This window comes from Methylocaldum sp. GT1TLB (assembly GCF_051027445.1).
Taxonomy (GTDB): Bacteria; Pseudomonadota; Gammaproteobacteria; order Methylococcales; family Methylococcaceae; genus Methylocaldum.
In genome coordinates, this window is record NZ_CP194898.1 from 2,239,183 (window position 1) to 2,255,701 (window position 16,519).

The following is a 16,519-nucleotide window of genomic DNA, read 5'->3' on the forward strand; positions in this document are numbered from 1 at the left end:
TTAGTCTTTTTCCCAACTTGTTGTAGACAAGAGACAAAACAACAGGCCGCCTGTTGTTCATAAGGGCAATATATTCGTTCTTATACTATTCCATATCACCCTTCAAGTACGTATTCGCCAGCCGCTTTAGACCATCTTCTTAAAAACATTCATAACCTGGTCTTATTTACCTTCTCACAGATCGTCAAGGTATTTAGATCGATTTGCCAAAAGGAATATACCAGCAGTTCTAGTTTATCGGAAAACCATGATTTTTAACTAAGAATACGAATTAATACGACTGTTTTTTCCTGGTATCTCGAAGAATAATTTGTCAATTATCAACCATCAGAAGGCGAGGTGATGTCATGGCTAACGTAGATACTGATTTAGATAGCACCAAACCTGCCTCCTCGACTCAGTCCGGTACTGGAATGGGTACCACAGGCAGCGCGGAAATGCGTTCGTCGGATATTAAGACCGAAGCCAAGGAAGTAGCCGGCGAAATCAAGCACGAAATGCAACGGCTGAAGGAAGAAGCCAAGCAAAGAGGTGAATCATTGTTCAGGGGTCAGCGCAACGCCGCGGCCTCGGAAGTCGGCGGCATGGCGGAGGCCTTGCATCGAACCGCTCAACAGTTGAACGAGCGGGAACAAGGTACGACCGCCCGCTATGTCGATCGTGCGGCGGGAGCTCTCGACAGAATGGTCGATACCATTCGCGAAGGAGATCTTCGCACCATGATGAGAAAGACGGAGGACTTCGCCCGCCGAAATCCGGGGGTCTTCTTCGGTGGAAGCGTACTCGTGGGTTTCATGCTTTCACGATTTCTCAAGAGCTCGGCAGAACGGAGAGAAACCGAGCCGGCGCATGGCTCCACGGAGCGCGTGGGAACCGAAACCCGATATACCCACTGAGGTTTCCGATTCCGAAAGGGCTACATATCCGACACGCGAAACATCCGGCGTCAAAGGCGCCGGCACAACCATTTATGAGAGGAGTGCTGTCATGCAACCAGATGAAGTTACAGGCAAGAAGGATTCTTCGCTTGCCGGACTCCTAACGGACTTTACGCGGGAGTTGTCGACTCTCGTCCGTCAAGAGGGACAATTGATGAAGGCGGAGCTTTCCGAGAAAGTGTCGGAAGCAGGTGCCGGGGTCGGCTCGCTGACGGTGGGCGGTGCGATCGTGTTTGCAGGGTTTTTGACTCTCTTGCTCGCAGCGGTCGCCGCCCTCAACGACATCATGGGAGCCGTCGCTGTCGACAACCCGTGGCTGTCGCCGCTGATCGTCGGATCGATCGTTCTCATCATCGGCTTGGTATTGCTGCAAAAAGGCCGCAGCAATCTCAAGGCGAAAAACTTGATGCCAAAGAAGTCCGGCGAGTCACTCCGCAGAGATTCGGAAGTTTTGCGTGAGCATATCAAGTAACTCGTCATCGTTAAGAAAAGAGAACCGCTCGGACGAGCGAGGAACCATATGCCTACCCTAATCGGAAATGAGGAATCCTTCATCGAAACGCTCTGCAATTTGATCGAGCTCGACTTCGATGCCGTCGCCGCATACGAAGCCGCCATTAAAAGGATCGACGATGGTGCCGTCGGTGATCGGCTCGGTGAATTCATGAGCGATCACCAGCGCCATATCCAGGAACTGAGTCGCATCGTACGCGATCTTGGCCAAATGCCGCCTACCGAGGCCGACTTCAAAGCCGTTTTGACGCAAGGCAAGGTCATCATCGGCAACATTGCCGGCGATAAAGGCATTCTCCAGGCCATGAAATCCAATGAGGACGACACCAACCAGGCGTACAGCCAGGCACTCCAGCGGACCGATATCTTGCCTCAAGCCCGTCCGCTGCTGGAGCGCAATCTGGCGGACGAACGGAGGCACCGGGCCTGGATCGAAGAGCGATTGACACTGATGTGACCGTATTTCGATGGCGATTAATGGGTAGTCCGACTGTTTTGAGGACATCCTATCAGCATAGTTCTAAAGAGCGTCCCCCCAGGCTACGACTGGGACGGGTGCTCTCTAGCAAGCATAGTGGAGAATGTTATGGCTACATATGACGAGACCAGAAGTCCCGAACAAATCGAAACCGATATCGAACGGACACGAAGCCAGATGGCGGAGACTCTGGACACGATTCAAGAGCGATTTTCGCCCGGACAGCTCCTGGATCAAGCCTTGAACTATCTGGACGAGAAGCAGATAAACGAAAATTTGCGACGGTTCGGCACCAGTGCCGGGACTGTCGTCAAGGAAAATCCGATTCCGATGACTCTGCTCGGCGCCGGGCTCGCTTGGCTGGCGCTGTCGGGCCGAACCAAAGGCAAAGGCGGCCGATCCGTTTCTGGGCTCATGAAGCCTTCTCACGGCATGGAAAGTCTGCATAGCAGCCATGGCGAGATAGAACGGTCCGTTTCCCACGGCATGGGCGGAACCAAGGGCGAAGGCGCCATGAGCGAAAAGCTTGGACACGCCAAAGGCAGAGTATCGGAGACCGTCGGCCATGTCCGGGAAACGCTCGGCGAAAAGGCGAGCCATGTTCGGCACTCCGTCGGCGACACCATGAGCAGCGTCCGCGAAAAAGCCGGAGAAGTCTCTCACAGAGCGCAGGATCAGGCGGTACGACTCGGCCATGCGGCCCAAGACCAGTATCAGCACATCGTTCAGGAACAACCCTTGGTCCTGGGCGTGTTGGGGATCGCCATCGGAGCGGCGCTCGGTGCCGCCGTGCCCCGCACACGCATGGAAGACGAAATGATGGGAGAGACGAGAGACCGATTGGCGCGTCAAGCTCGCGAAACCGGCCGGGAAATCATGCATGAGGGCGCCGTCGAAGCCGAACGCGAACCGGCTACCGCCGGCCCGATGCACGAGGGTCCGACCGAAGCCGAGAGCAGCCCGATTACGGCTGGCTCGAGTTCGGGCGAAATACTTCATGGCATGGAAAGCGGCGAAACCGGCATCGGCACCGGTGGAACTACGGTGGTAGGCACCACGGCCGGCGGTACGACCACCGAAGGTATGGGCGGAGTTACACGAGCCACGGGAGGTGAGGCAGCCGCCGCCGAATCCATGAAAGGCGTGCCACCGATGGGCGAGCGCCGCGGAGGCGTAAGCGACCGCCGCAAGGGATTCTTGGCCGAGACGATCGGAAACGTCACGCGAGTACCGCCTGCCGGAGAGCGGCGGCACGGCATGCCCGATCGCCGGATGTCCGGCTCCATGAGCCGAGGACCCGGCTACGAGTCTCCGAACACGCCGTAAGCGACGGTCCTCAAGCCGGTTAATCATTGGAAAAACGCCATGGCGCGCTCGACGCGTCATGGCGAATTCGCATAAAAAGCGACGACGGCGCGCGCCATGAACGACGGCGTCGAGATTGCACAGTCGATGCCGTCTCCGCGCCGGAAATCGCTTTTCCCGAATCAGTCAGGGAGGTCTTCCCAATGCCCACATCGACTGACGCTTCCGCTTACAACGACCGAGGCCGCTCGGCAGTGCGTCCTTGGGATATCCCGCTCGCAGGCTGGCGGGACATTGCCTACCGTGTCAAGAACGAGGTCGTCCACGACAATATTTCGATCGTCGCGGCCGGCGTAGCGTTCTATGCCCTGCTGGCGATCTTCCCCGCCTTGGCGGCAATGATCGGCCTGTACGGTCTGGTCGCCGATCCCGCCGACGTTCAGAAAGAGATCGAAGCGCTGGCGAACATCGTCCCTGCGGAGGCCCATGCGCTGCTGAGCCGGCAGTTGAACGACATCGCCAGTCATGCCAACACAGCGCTGAGCTTAAGTGTCCTCATCGGTTTAGCGGTGGCGATCTGGAGCGCTACAAAGGGCATCACCTCCCTGATCACCGCGCTGAACATCGTCTACAACGAGCAGGAGAAAAGGAGCTTCTTGAAATTGAACGGCCTGGCTCTAGCCTTCACCTTCGGCGGAATCCTCTTCGCCCTGGTCGCCATAGGCCTCATTGCCGGCTTGCCTGCTTTTCTGAGCTTTACCGGCCTCCGCGGATTTCTGTCATTCCTGTTTTCTCTCCTGCGTTGGCCGCTTCTGGCGCTGGCTTTCATCTTCGGTTTGGCCGTCGTCTACCATTACGGCCCTTGCCGCAATGCGCCCCGCTGGCAATGGATCAGCCCCGGTGCCGTGCTGGCGGTAGTGTTGTGGCTGATCGGTTCGGGGCTGTTTTCTTTTTATGTGTCCAATTTCGGAAACTACAACGAAACCTACGGTTCGGTCGGCGCCATCGTCATTCTGCTCACTTGGTTTTACCTCACGGCTTACGTGGTGCTCCTGGGCGCCGAGCTCAACGCCGAAATGGAGCATCAAACCAAGGAGGACACCACCATAGGCGAACCCGAGCCTTTGGGCGAACGTCGTGCATACGTGGCCGACACCATCGGCAAAGCCTATGGGGACAAAGGAAGGGACAACACGGACGATTCGAGGCAACATCCGAGACGATGAGGCCTGCATTCGCAGCGGCGACTCACGTCCGGTCAATCACTGGAGCGCAGGAAAACGGTATGAACAAACAGGTACGAGATGTTATGACCAAGGGCGCCGAGTGCATCGGCGAGCACGAAACCATCATCGAAGCCGCGAAGCGAATGGAACTGCTCGACATCGGCTCACTCCCTATTTGCGGCGACGACAAGCGCCTCAAGGGCATGCTGACGGACCGCGACATCGTGGTGAAGGTTCTGGCCGCAGATCGGGATCCTTCAACGACTACCGCGGGCGAAGTCGCTCAGGGCACTCCCGTCATGGTCCATGCCAGTGACTCCATCGACGATGCGCTGCGCAAGATGATCGACCATAAAGTCAGGCGCTTGCCGGTCATCGAGGAGCACAAGCTGGTCGGCGTCGTGAGCCAAGGCGACTTGGCCACGAGCATAGACACCTCCAAGGTAGGGGACTTGGTCAGGGCGATTTCCGCCGCGCCCTAAAGCGACCCGTCGAAGCACGGAGGGCGATGCCGTTGGATTCAAGGTCGGTATCGCCGGATCGATAGCAAACGGACCTCGAGTCGCCCCGTTCCCGACATTGCAGTCGGCAAAGGATTGCCGACCTACGAACTCAGGCAATCACTCCGGGTAGGTCGGGAATCCTTTCCCGACATCACGAATTGCTCGGCAAACGATGGCCGACCGACGACCACTCGGTTCGGCCTGCCTTTTGAATAGGCGGGACGTTTTCCAGTGCATGGCGCGAGACCGGCGTGAAGACCGCATTAACTCAACCGGCGCGAACATTCCCTCCCAATAAGGTCAGCACTTCGCCCGTCACGTAACTCGAATCCGCCTCGGACGCGAAATACACGTAAGCCGGCGATATTTCCTCGGGCTGGGCCGGTCGCTGAAACTTGGTCTGCATGCCGAATTTGGCGACTTTTTCGGCCGGCTGATCGGCGGGATTCAGAGGCGTCCAAACCGGCCCCGGAGCGACGCAATTCACCCGGATCCGCGATTCCGCCAGATTCTGCGCCAGCGACTTGGTGAAGGCGATGATCGCGCCTTTGGTCGCCGAGTAATCCAGAAGCCCGGCATTGCCTTCCAGACCGGTGATCGATCCGGTGTTGATGATGGCATCGCCGCCCTTGAGGTGAGGCAGCGCCGCCTTGGTCATATGGAAATAACCGTAGATGTTGGTCTTGAACGTCAGATCCCACTGCTCCTCGGAAATCTCGGCGAGGCTGTCGCAGTGTTTCTGATAGGCTGCGTTATTCACCAGAATGTTCAGTTTGCCGAACGACTGAACGGTTCTTTCCACCGCCTGTCGACAAAACAACGAGTTCTTGATGTCGCCGCAAATGACGAGAGCCTTACGCCCTTCCGCTTCGACCGCCTGCTTGGTTTCCTCGGCGTCCGAATGCGCCTCGTGATAAACGATGGCGACATCCGCTCCCTCCCGAGCGAACAGCACGGCGACGGACCGGCCTATTCCCGAATCTCCCCCCGTCACCAGCGCGACCTTGTCCTTGAGCTTGCCCGCCCCTTTGTAAAGAGGGGCCGAATATCTTGGCCGGGGCTCCAGCTTGGATTCCAGCTCCGGCCGCTCCAGATGTTGTTCCGGAAACGGCGGTTTCGGTTCTTGCAACTCGCCCGTCATACGCTTGCTCCTTTGCCTGATATCGGCCCGTGTTCGCCCGGACTCAAACCGAGAACATCAACCTCAAATGTAAATATTCGACTCCGAGCGTCGCTTGTTTATCCGGCATTTCGGCGAAGACCGTCGATAGATCATGGCGATAGATATCCCGGTGACGAAACGCACGACCGATAGACACTGCCGCTACCGAAGTCGAGCATCAACTTAGATGTCATTGAACTTTTGACAAACAGCACGGACCAAAATATCAGTAGCCGGTAATACGCCTGGGACATGGATAGTTTTAAGCTTTCAGCAGGGAAGGGTCATCCGCAAGCTTTCAGTTACCCAGTCAAACCATAAACAGACCGCAAGGAATGCGACGCCTTTTGCTGCCCAATTAAGCAACTGCTGCGGTGGGTTTATCCGCTGCCGAACAGTATCGAGCACAGCCGTGTGCTACCGGAATGAACAACGACGCATAAGGCAAATCCGCAACACGGTCCGCTGATCCCGAAGTCGGCAGGTCATTCGTCCAAGAACGTCAAGGATGCACTCTAAAAGCGGAGATCATGGATATGACAGAGAGTGGAAGGAAACACGTTGTCGTGACCGGCGGAGCCGGGTTTCTGGGAACGAATCTCTGCCGCTGGTTGCTTATGCAAGGTCATGCGGTCACCTGCATCGACAACTTTCGAACCGGAGGCAAGGAGATTCTCCTCGGACTCAAGGATCTGGGTGCTTTGGAAATCATCAATCAGGACATTACCCTGCCGCTGCACGTCGAAAACGTAGACGAAATCTATAACCTCGCCTGCTCCGCCTCGCCGGTCCACTATCAGGCCGATCCGGTCCACACCTTGAAGACCTGCGTGCAGGGCTCGTTCAATCTCCTGGAAATGGCCCGTTACTCGAAAGCCAAGATATTCCAGGCGTCGACCAGCGAAGTTTACGGCGATCCGGAAACCCATCCTCAACATGAAGCTTATCGCGGCTCGGTCAACCCCGTGGGGCCGCGGGCCTGTTACGACGAGGGCAAACGCTGCGCCGAAACCTTGTTTCTCAACTATTACCGGCAGCACACGGTGCGCGTCAAAGTCGGCCGCATCTTCAATACCTACGGACCCTATATGCGGCTCAACGACGGCCGCGTGGTTCCGAACCTGATCGGGCAAGCGCTGAGAAACCGTCCGCTGACCATATATGGCGACGGCAACCAGACGCGTTCCTTCTGCTATGTCGACGACTTGATCGAGGCGATGCAGCGCTTCATGGCGACGTCCGACGATGTGCCGGGCCCCCTCAATCTGGGCAACCCGGCCGAAATCACCATGCTCGAACTGGCCGACACTATCATCGATCTGACCGGCTCGCGTTCGAAAATCACCTTCCGGCCGCTGCCGGTGGACGATCCCATCCGGCGCTGTCCGGACATCAGCCACGCCCGCGAAAAACTCGGCTGGACGCCATCCACGTCTCTCGTCGACGGCTTAAAACGCACCATAGACTATTTCGAGAGCACATTGACGGCGAAGGGACATACGTCCTCGAAAGCCATGACCGGAAGCTGATTCCGTTCCGGCCCCCGGCCGGCGATACGGGTTCGTAGGTCGGCAATCCTTTGCCGACAACACGCCTCGACGACACCGGAGCATCACCGAAACGATGGATCGACAGGAGTGACCATGGAAAGGATCTTGATTACCGGAGGAGCAGGGTTCATCGGCTCGCACCTTGCCGATGGGTTGATCGACCAAGGCTACCGGGTCCGGGTGCTCGACACTCTCAGCGAGCAAGTCCACGGCGATAACCGACAGCCGCCGCAATACCTCAATCCCGCGGTCGAATTCATGCACGGCGACGTGTGCGATGCCGGCGCAGTCCGAGAGGCGCTACGGAACGTGGATGCCGTGTTCCACTTTGCCGCCGCGGTCGGTGTGGGCCAAAGCATGTATCAGATCGAGCGATACACCGATATCAATAACCGCGGCACCGCCGTGCTGCTGCAATCTCTGATCGAACAACCGGTGAAAAAGCTGGCCGTGGCGTCCAGTATGAGCGTTTACGGCGAAGGACTTTACCGGACCACCAGTGGTCAGACCTGCGCCCCCCCGGAACGGCCGCTGACGCAGCTTCAGCACGGCCAGTGGGAACTGACCGACAATAACGGCAATCCGCTGCAACCCCTGCCCACGCCGGAATCGAAGACGACCTCGCCCGCGTCGGTCTACGCCTTGTCGAAATACGACCAGGAGCGTTTATGCCTGCTGGTCGGCCAAGCCTACAACATTCCGGCCGTCGCGCTCCGCTTCTTCAACGTTTACGGGACCCGGCAGGCCTTGTCCAACCCTTACACCGGCGTGCTCGCCATCTTCGCCTCGCGTTATCTCAACGGCAACAGCCCGTCGATCTTCGAGGACGGCGAACAAAGACGCGATTTCGTGAATATCCGGGACGTGGTGCAGGCCTGTGTGCTCGCGCTCGAGCGCGACGAGGCCGCCGGTCGGGCACTCAATGTCGGCAGCGGCCGCAGCTATACGGTGCGCGAGATTGCCGAGCAGATGGGTCGGTTGCTCGGCAGGGAAGAGATTCGGCCGGTAATCACCGAGCAATACCGGGTCGGCGATATCCGCCACTGCTTCGCCGATATCGGCGAGGCCCAAAACATCCTCGGCTATCGCCCCCGTATCGAGCTGGAAGACGGCATGGCCGAACTGGCGGAATGGCTGCAAACCCAGCCCGCTTTCGACCGGTTCGAGGCGGCGAACGAGGAACTTTCGCAGCGGGGACTGCGGCTATGACCGACAAGCACCAACCGTTGAATCCGAAGCAAGGTTTTACCGGAAACGACCTGAGGCCGGTGCTGATCACCGGCGGAGCGGGGTTCGTCGGGACCAATCTCGCGGATCGTCTGCTCGACGACGGCATTCCGGTGCTGATCTTCGACAATCTGGGCCGGCCGGGCGTCGAGCGCAATCTCGAGTGGCTCCGCTCCACCCATGGTAACCGGGTCCAGGTCGACATCGCCGATATCCGGGATTTTCACGCGGTCCGGAACGCCGTGCACCGGGCCCGGCAGGTATTCCACTTCGCCGCGCAGGTGGCGGTCACCACCAGCATCGAAAATCCGGCCGCCGATTTCGAGGTAAACCTCCGCGGCACGCTCAACATACTCGAAGGCTTGCGCTCGGCCCAGAATCCGCCGCCGCTGGTTTACACCTCGACCAACAAGGTGTACGGCGATCTCGGCGATCTCGGCGTACGCCGCCAGGGCGATCGCTATATGCCGCGCGACGAGGAAACCGCCCGAAACGGTGTCGGCGAAGACCGGCCCCTGGATTTTCACAGCCCCTATGGATGCTCGAAAGGCGGAGCCGACCAATACGTCCTCGACTATGCGCGCAGCTACGGGCTGCCTACGGCCGTGTTCCGCATGAGCTGCATCTACGGGCCGCACCAGTACGGCACCGAGGACCAGGGTTGGGTGGCTCACTTTCTGATTCGAGCCTTGCAGGATCGGCCGATTACCATCTACGGCGATGGCCTTCAGGTCCGGGATGTGCTGTTCGTCGAAGACTTGGTAAGAGCCTTGCGGCTCGCCGGAGACAACATCGGCCGGCTGCGCGGACAGGCCTTCAATGTCGGCGGCGGACCGGCCAGGACGACCAGCCTGATCGAACTGGTGGACCTCATCGAGGAACTGCACGGCCGCCGGCCTGAGCTGGCATTCGCGCCGTGGCGCACCGGCGATCAGAAGTACTACGTCTCCGACATCCGCAAGCTGGACCGCGCCATCGGCTGGCGACCGGAAACCGCCGTGCACGACGGGGTGGCGGCGACATACGAATGGTTACTAATGTACTCGGACCAAAAGACGCGGTACAACCCCGGCAAGACAGCGGCAGTGCGGTCGAAGGGACTAAAAGGAAGCTTTGATTACGAATGGCCGGGAAAGTAAAGCCACAAACACTCCCTCTCCCTCTGGGAAAAATCGGCAGGGCGAGGCGCAACGCGACGAGCGGGCAGGCCTGGGATGGGCTGCCCCGGACTCGCGAGCGAAGCTGGACAGCGTGGCGAGGCCGATTTACTCGCCTCATCCCTGAGGCTCGCCCTTCGGGCCGTGCTTCGCACGTTCCCGTTCGCTCCCGGCGAACGGGTGCACGCGCGAGATCCGCTTGCGGCTCCGCATCGGGGATTTGCGGAGTGATTGGGCTAGGGTGCGGGTGAGTTGAATAGGGCTTAACTTTACGCAACTTTATTTACGCGCGGTAAATCTCTGTTCGGAGTAAAAAACTTGCGTAATTGACTGACTTAAAGGGTCCTCGCCCAACCCTCTCCCGGAGAGTAGAGGTATCTGTACAAATCGTCACCCCGGCATGGATTGCCGGAGTCCAGAGGCTAAGGACGGCAACGGCCTCTCACATCCATGTGTTCTGGATTCCGGCATCCAATCGCAAACGGTTGCTTTAGTCGCAACCCTTCCCTGCCGGAATGACGGTTTTGCGGACTTGTGTAGATACCTTTGGTCAGAGGGAGATGGCTTTTTTCAAAGCTTTACTTATTAATCAGGCCCGTAAATACCCTCCTGGTATTTCGGGCCGCCGCCCAGGCCGGTACACGCCCGGCCTGGGCTCACGCGGCTTGTCGCCGCGCCGGGGCATCCCTGCCCCGGATTAACCCGGCCTATATTTATAGGCCGGGTTAATAACACGACAGTTAGCACTGGACACCCCTTGGAATCCGACCGATGCGTGGAATCCGAGAGTGCTTAAACAGGGAACGATAGCGAAGCGGTCAGCAGCATGAACATCTGATCTCTTGCCGGCCGATGCCCGCTTCCGGAACGGGACAATCTCAGCACGGATGGCTGAGCACAAGGAGGACATCAACGCGTGAGACCGGCAACGGAACAAGCTCCCTTACAGGCAACCGTCGCCCAGATTCGCTGCTTGGCGGCGGTTTTCAGAGGACCGAAGGACCTTCGAGTAATGCCCGTCTCGGTGCCCCCACCGGGTCCTGGGCAGGTGCGCGTCAAGCTGGAAGGCTGCGGCGTCTGCGGTTCGAATCTTCCGGTCTGGGAAGGACGCCCCTGGTTCGACTACCCCTTCCCGCCCGGCGCCCCCGGACACGAAGGCTGGGGCCGCGTCGAGGCAGTGGGCGCGGACGTCGAGCGTCCGGCGGTGGGCACTCGGGTAGCGGTTTTGTCCTATCACGCCTACGCCGGATACGATCTGGTCGAAGCCGGCGCCGCCATTCCTCTTCCCGCCGTGCTCGACGACCAGATCTTCCCAGGCGAACCCCTGGCTTGCGCGATGAACGTGTTTCACCGCAGCGGCATCAAGTCCGGAGAAACGGTCGCCATCGTCGGCATCGGCTTTCTGGGCGCCCTGCTCGTCGGCCTGTCGGCCAAGGCCGGAGCCCGCGTGATCGCACTGTCCCGCCGTCCCTACGCGCTCGATGTCGCACGCCGCCAAGGCGCCGACGAAACCCTGTCGATCGGTGATTTTCAGGCTGCCGTCGACCGCGTCAAAGCACTGACCGGGGATGTCGGCTGCGACTGCGTGATCGAGGTCGGGGGAGAACAGTACACCCTGGATCTGGCCACCGAATTGACCCGAGTACGGGGTCGCTTGGTGATCGCCGGCTACCATCAGGACGGGCCGCGCCAGGTGAACATGCAATTGTGGAACTGGCGCGGCCTGGACGTCATCAACGCCCACGAACGCGACCCGCAGCGATACGCCGACGGTCTGCACGCCGCGATCGCGGCTGTGGCCACCGGACGCATCGATCCGTCGCCGCTTTACACCCACCGATTCGCCCTCAAGGAGCTGCCCCAGGCTTTCGAGCTGATGCGGTCGCGCCCGGACGGCTTTCTGAAGGCGGTGGTGCTGCTATGAGCGCGACTCCGGTACAAAACGCGACTACGGAAGTTCGGCCGAACCGTCCGCGGCTGGGCTTTCTCGGCGTCGGCTGGATCGGCCGCAACCGGATGGCCGCCCTGGCGGAGGAGGGTTGCGCCGAGATCGTCGCCCTCGCCGATCCGTCCCCGGAAGCCCTGAAGGAAGCGTCGCACCTCGCGCCCGGAGCCGCCCTGAGCGAACGTCCGGAGAGCCTCTTCGAGAACTCTGTGGACGGAATAGTCATTGCCACGCCCAGCGCCGCTCACGCCCGGCAAGCGATGGCCGCTCTCGAAAGAGGCCTTGCGGTGTTCTGCCAAAAACCGCTGGCCAGGACCCGGCAGGAAACGCGAAGCATCGTCGATGCGGCGCGCCGTGCGGACAGGCTGTTGGGCGTGGATTTGAGCTACCGCTACGTACGCGGCATGGCGGAAATTCGCGACGCCATCCGCCGGGGCGATCTGGGCGAAATCTATGCCGTGGACCTGACCTTCCACAACGCCTATGGCCCGGACAAGCCGTGGTTCTACGACCTCGCCCTGGCGGGCGGCGGCTGCGTCATGGATCTGGGCGTCCACCTCGTGGATCTGGCGCTGTGGATGCTGGATTTTCCGGACGTCACCGAGGTCGTCAGCCGCCTGTACGCCCGCGGGAGGCTCCTGGCAAAACCGGCTGCCGAGATCGAAGACTATGCCGTCGCGGAGATCGGATTCCGAGGCGGCGCCGTCGCTCGCATCGCCTGTTCCTGGCGGCTTTCGGCCGGCCGCGATGCGGCGATCGATTTCTCTTTCCACGGCACCGGGGGCGGGGCCGCGCTCCGCAATGTCGACGGCTCCTTCTACGACTTCATCGTCGAACGCTTCCACGGAACCCGGCGCGAAGCCGTCGCCAGCCCTCCCGACCCCTGGGGCGGGAGGGCGCTCATCGATTGGACACGGAGGCTCGGCCAAGAAGGGCGCTTCGCCCCGGAAGCCCGGCAGTTCGTCGAAATCGCAACCGTACTCGACAGGATCTACGGACGATGAAAATCCTCATGACGGCCGACACGATCGGAGGCGTCTGGCGGTACGCGCTGGAGCTGGCCCGCGGATTGGAAGCTTTCGGGGCGGACATCGTGCTGGCCACGATGGGCGCCCTCCTGTCCGCCGAACAGCGGCGCGAAGCCGCGGCCCTTCACCATGTCCGGGTGGCCGAGAGCCGCTACAAACTGGTCTGGATGGACGATCCCTGGGAGGATCTCGAAGCAGCCGGCCGGTGGCTGCTGAAGCTGGCGAAGGACGCCAATCCGTCGCTGATTCATTTGAACGATTACCCCCACGGCCATCTGGCCTGGCCGGCTCCGGTCCTGATGGTCGGCCACTCCTGCGTGCTGTCGTGGTGGCAAGCGGTATACGGCGAGCCGGCGCCGAAGCGCCTGGACCGCTATCGGGACGTCGTTCGAACCGGGCTGCGGGCGGCGGACTGCCTGGTCGCACCGACCGCGGCCATGCTCGCCGAATTGCGCAGGCTGTACGGTCCTTTGCCGACAGCCCGCGTGATCTCCAATGGGCGCGCCGGCCAGCCCGAGAGCAACAAAAAGCCCTTTATCCTCTCGGCCGGCCGATTATGGGACCCGGCCAAGAATATCGCCGCTCTCGCCCGAATCGCCCCGCGCCTGTCATGGCCCGTCTACATCGCCGGCGAAGCCCGACATCCCGACGGCGGAACGTCCGACTTCGCGGACACCCATTGCCTCGGGCGGCTTTCTCCCGAGCAACTCGCGAACTGGTTCGCCCATGCCGCTATCTACGCCCTGCCCGCCCGCTACGAACCATTCGGTTTATCGGCGCTGGAAGCGGCCTCGGCGGGATGCGCCCTGGTGCTCGGCGACATCCCCAGCCTTCGCGAAATCTGGCAGGACGCTGCCTTGTTCGTATCGCCGAACGATACCGAGCAACTCCGCTCGACGCTTCAGGAACTGATCGACCGGCCGGACCTGCGGCACGACTGGGCGGCCAAGGCCCGGATCAGAGCGGCCTGGTTCACGCCGGAACGGATGGCCGCCGCGTACTGGAATGCTTATCACGATCTGATCGCCGACCGACGGACGACCAAACGCCGGGCCGGCAAGACGACGAACGTCTCTTTTCACTCGCAAACGGCATCGCCGGGAGCGCCGGTGCGACCCGATCACCACGTCTAACTAAAACAATGGAATCTTAGAATGAAATTTGTCCTCTTCTATCACTCTCTGATCTCCGACTGGAACCACGGCAATGCCCATTTCCTGCGGGGCATCGCCACCGAACTGCTGCAGCGCGGCCACCGCGTCGAGGTTTACGAACCGACCGACGGCTGGAGTCTTCAGAACCTCCGCGCCGAGCGGCTTCCCGGCTCGCTGATGGGCTTTTTCGAGGCCTATCCACAGCTGCTCAGCCGCTTTTATAACGTCGACGATATCGACATCGGCGCCGTTCTGGCGGATGCCGACGTGGTCATCGTGCATGAGTGGAACGATCCCGCTTTGGTCAAAAAGATCGGACGCCATCGCGCCCGATCGGGGCACTACGTCTTGCTGTTCCACGACACCCATCATCGGGCGGTGACCGATCCCGAATCGATCGCCCGATACGATCTGGAACACTACGACGGGGTGCTGGCCTTCGGCAAGGTACTGCGCGACATCTATTTGGACCGGGGCTGGGCCTCGCGGGCCTGGACCTGGCACGAGGCCGCCGATACCCGCGTATTCCGTCCGATGCCGCGCGAGCCCGACGAAGGAGATTTGATCTGGATAGGCAACTGGGGCGACGACGAGCGCACCCGCGAGCTCAAGGAATTTCTCATCGATCCGGTCAAGACGCTCAAGCTGAGGACGCGCATTTACGGCGTGCGCTACCCGGCACGGGCGCTCGACGTCTTGTCCGACGCCGGAATCGAATACGGCGGATGGCTGCCGAATTATGAGGTTCCCCGAATGTTCGCCCGTTTCAAGGTGACGGTACACATTCCGCGGCGGCCTTATCGCAGGGCGCTGCCGGGCATACCCACGATACGCCCCTTCGAAGCGCTGGCCTGCGGCATTCCGCTGGTCAGCGCGCCCTGGGACGATGTCGAGGGCTTGTTTACGCCCGGCCGGGATTTCCTGGTCGCCCGCACCCGTCACGAAATGGAGGAAGCCGTCGCAGCGGTTCTGCACGACCGCAAATTCGCGCAGAGTCTGGCCGCGCAGGGACGCGCCACCATACTCAGACGCCACACCTGCGCGCACCGAATCGACGAGCTGTTGGACATCTGCCGCGAACTGCGCCTGTCCCGCTCCGCGGAACACAAATCGAGGAAAGAACCCGCTGTCACATAGGAGACGTCTTCATGAAACACCGGCCGCAAGTCGCATTCTTCGGCTCCAGTCTGGTCTCGTCCTACTGGAACGGCGCGGCCACGTACTACCGCGGACTGATTCGCGCCTTGAGCGTGCTGGGGTACCGCACCACCTTCTACGAGCCGGATGCCTTCGAGCGGCAGCAGCATCGCGATATGGCCAATCCGACCTGGGCCAACGTCGTGGTTTATCCCGCCACGGAACAGGGCGTTTCGAAAGCGCTGGAAGCCGCCCGGCAGGCGGATATCCTGGTCAAGGCAAGCGGCGTCGGCGTGTTCGACGACTGGCTGGAACGCGAAATCCCGGGCCTTCGGGCGCCAAACCGAATGGTCATCTATTGGGACGTCGATGCCCCGGCCACCTTGGAGCGGGTTCACCAGAATCCCAACGATCCGTTCCGTACCCTGATTCCCCATTACGACCTGATTCTGACCTACGGCGGCGGACCGCCCGTCGTGGAAGCCTACCGGACATTGGGCGCACGCGGTTGCGTGCCGGTCTACAACGCGCTGGACCCGGCCATTCATTATCCCGTGACACCGGATCCCCGGTTTGCCGCCACTTTGGGATTTCTCGGAAACCGCCTCCCGGACCGGGAAACGCGGGTGCACGAATTCTTCTTCAGTCCCGCGGCGAAACTCCCGAAAGCCGATTTCCTGCTCGGCGGAAACGGGTGGGAATGCAACATACCGGAACTCCCCAATCTCCGCTATCTCGGCCATGTATACGCCCAGGATCACAACGCGTTCAATTGCAGCTCGCGCATGGTCCTCAACATCAACCGCAGCAGCATGGCGCGCTTCGGCTACTCCCCCGCCACCCGAGTATTCGAGGCGGCGGGTGCCGGCGCCTGCATCGTCACCGACGCCTGGGAGGGCATCGAGCAATTTCTGGAACCCGGCCGGGAAATTCTGGTTGCCCGGACCGGGGACGATGTCGTCCGGCATCTTGAAACGACGTCCGAAGAACGTGCTCGGGCGATCGGCGCCGCCGCCATGCGGCGGGTGATCGCGGAGCATACCTATGCGCACCGGGCGGCGCTGGTCCACCGTATTCTGACCGGACTGGCGGATGGCGGCGTTTCGAGCAATACGCCCGCGCCTCGATCCAATGCTGAGGAGAACTCTCTTCCCGATCGGTTCAACCCCTCCTTAAACCCACACACAGGAGCTTGA

At 60.6% G+C, this 16,519-nt stretch carries 15 protein-coding genes; 14 read left to right on the plus strand and 1 reads right to left on the minus strand.

The genetic code is table 11. The features are described from left to right. Positions 1–347 precede the first annotated feature (347 nt). The 6 genes from ACR2R1_RS09625 to ACR2R1_RS09650 all read left to right on the plus strand — a co-directional run bounded on the left by ACR2R1_RS09625 (position 348) and on the right by ACR2R1_RS09650 (position 4,942). A complete protein-coding gene (locus ACR2R1_RS09625; RefSeq protein ID WP_143735102.1) occupies positions 348–896 on the plus strand; it encodes a hypothetical protein in 549 nt (182 codons plus the stop codon). A gap of 91 nt (positions 897–987) precedes the next feature. After that, the gene (locus tag ACR2R1_RS09630) at positions 988–1,410 is read left to right on the plus strand and encodes a phage holin family protein (RefSeq protein WP_077729363.1); all 423 of its coding nucleotides are present in this window, start codon (positions 988–990) and stop codon (positions 1,408–1,410) included. Positions 1,411–1,458: 48 nt separating this feature from the next. After that, entirely contained in the window at positions 1,459–1,908 is a 450-nt protein-coding gene (locus ACR2R1_RS09635; RefSeq protein ID WP_077729361.1) for a DUF2383 domain-containing protein, read from the plus strand. A gap of 129 nt (positions 1,909–2,037) precedes the next feature. After that, positions 2,038–3,255, plus strand: a complete 1,218-nt coding sequence (locus ACR2R1_RS09640; RefSeq protein WP_156880672.1) for a DUF3618 domain-containing protein — start codon at positions 2,038–2,040, stop codon at positions 3,253–3,255. A 182-nt stretch (positions 3,256–3,437) separates the two neighbouring features. Continuing rightward, entirely contained in the window at positions 3,438–4,460 is a 1,023-nt protein-coding gene (locus tag ACR2R1_RS09645; RefSeq protein WP_077729357.1) for a YihY/virulence factor BrkB family protein, read from the plus strand. Between the two features lie 59 nt (positions 4,461–4,519). After that, positions 4,520–4,942, plus strand: coding sequence for a CBS domain-containing protein (locus ACR2R1_RS09650; RefSeq protein ID WP_205780699.1), 423 nt, complete (start codon positions 4,520–4,522; stop codon positions 4,940–4,942). A 289-nt stretch (positions 4,943–5,231) separates the two neighbouring features. On the opposite strand, the gene ACR2R1_RS09655 is transcribed toward ACR2R1_RS09650, so the two are convergent. Beyond that, a complete protein-coding gene (locus tag ACR2R1_RS09655) occupies positions 5,232–6,104 on the minus strand; it encodes an SDR family oxidoreductase (RefSeq protein WP_434113874.1) in 873 nt (290 codons plus the stop codon). A 557-nt stretch (positions 6,105–6,661) separates the two neighbouring features. Between ACR2R1_RS09655 and ACR2R1_RS09660 the strand changes: the two genes are divergently transcribed. The 8 genes from ACR2R1_RS09660 to ACR2R1_RS09695 all read left to right on the plus strand — a co-directional run bounded on the left by ACR2R1_RS09660 (position 6,662) and on the right by ACR2R1_RS09695 (position 16,519). Then, positions 6,662–7,654 (plus strand): NAD-dependent epimerase/dehydratase family protein, encoded by a 993-nt coding sequence (locus tag ACR2R1_RS09660; RefSeq protein ID WP_156880671.1) that lies wholly within the window; start codon positions 6,662–6,664, stop codon positions 7,652–7,654. Between the two features lie 114 nt (positions 7,655–7,768). After that, complete coding sequence (locus ACR2R1_RS09665) at positions 7,769–8,884, plus strand: NAD-dependent epimerase/dehydratase family protein (protein ID WP_133717402.1); 1,116 nt, start codon at positions 7,769–7,771, stop codon at positions 8,882–8,884. Beyond that, positions 8,881–10,041, plus strand: a complete 1,161-nt coding sequence (locus ACR2R1_RS09670; protein ID WP_434113877.1) for an NAD-dependent epimerase/dehydratase family protein — start codon at positions 8,881–8,883, stop codon at positions 10,039–10,041. The genes ACR2R1_RS09665 and ACR2R1_RS09670 overlap by 4 nt, the downstream gene beginning before the upstream one ends. A gap of 934 nt (positions 10,042–10,975) precedes the next feature. Further along, the gene (locus ACR2R1_RS09675) at positions 10,976–11,983 is read left to right on the plus strand and encodes a zinc-binding dehydrogenase (protein ID WP_208110112.1); all 1,008 of its coding nucleotides are present in this window, start codon (positions 10,976–10,978) and stop codon (positions 11,981–11,983) included. Further along, positions 11,980–13,008 (plus strand): Gfo/Idh/MocA family protein, encoded by a 1,029-nt coding sequence (locus ACR2R1_RS09680; RefSeq protein ID WP_077729348.1) that lies wholly within the window; start codon positions 11,980–11,982, stop codon positions 13,006–13,008. The genes ACR2R1_RS09675 and ACR2R1_RS09680 overlap by 4 nt, the downstream gene beginning before the upstream one ends. Continuing rightward, positions 13,005–14,165: a glycosyltransferase family 4 protein gene (locus ACR2R1_RS09685; RefSeq protein WP_434113881.1), complete on the plus strand. Its 1,161-nt coding sequence runs from the start codon at positions 13,005–13,007 to the stop codon at positions 14,163–14,165. Before ACR2R1_RS09680 ends, ACR2R1_RS09685 begins: the two co-directional genes overlap by 4 nt. A gap of 21 nt (positions 14,166–14,186) precedes the next feature. Further along, positions 14,187–15,323 carry a glycosyltransferase family protein gene (locus tag ACR2R1_RS09690; protein WP_156880667.1) on the plus strand — a complete coding sequence of 379 codons (1,137 nt, stop codon included), beginning with the start codon at positions 14,187–14,189 and terminating at the stop codon, positions 15,321–15,323. 11 nt (positions 15,324–15,334) lie between these two features. Continuing rightward, entirely contained in the window at positions 15,335–16,519 is a 1,185-nt protein-coding gene (locus tag ACR2R1_RS09695; protein WP_434113884.1) for a CgeB family protein, read from the plus strand.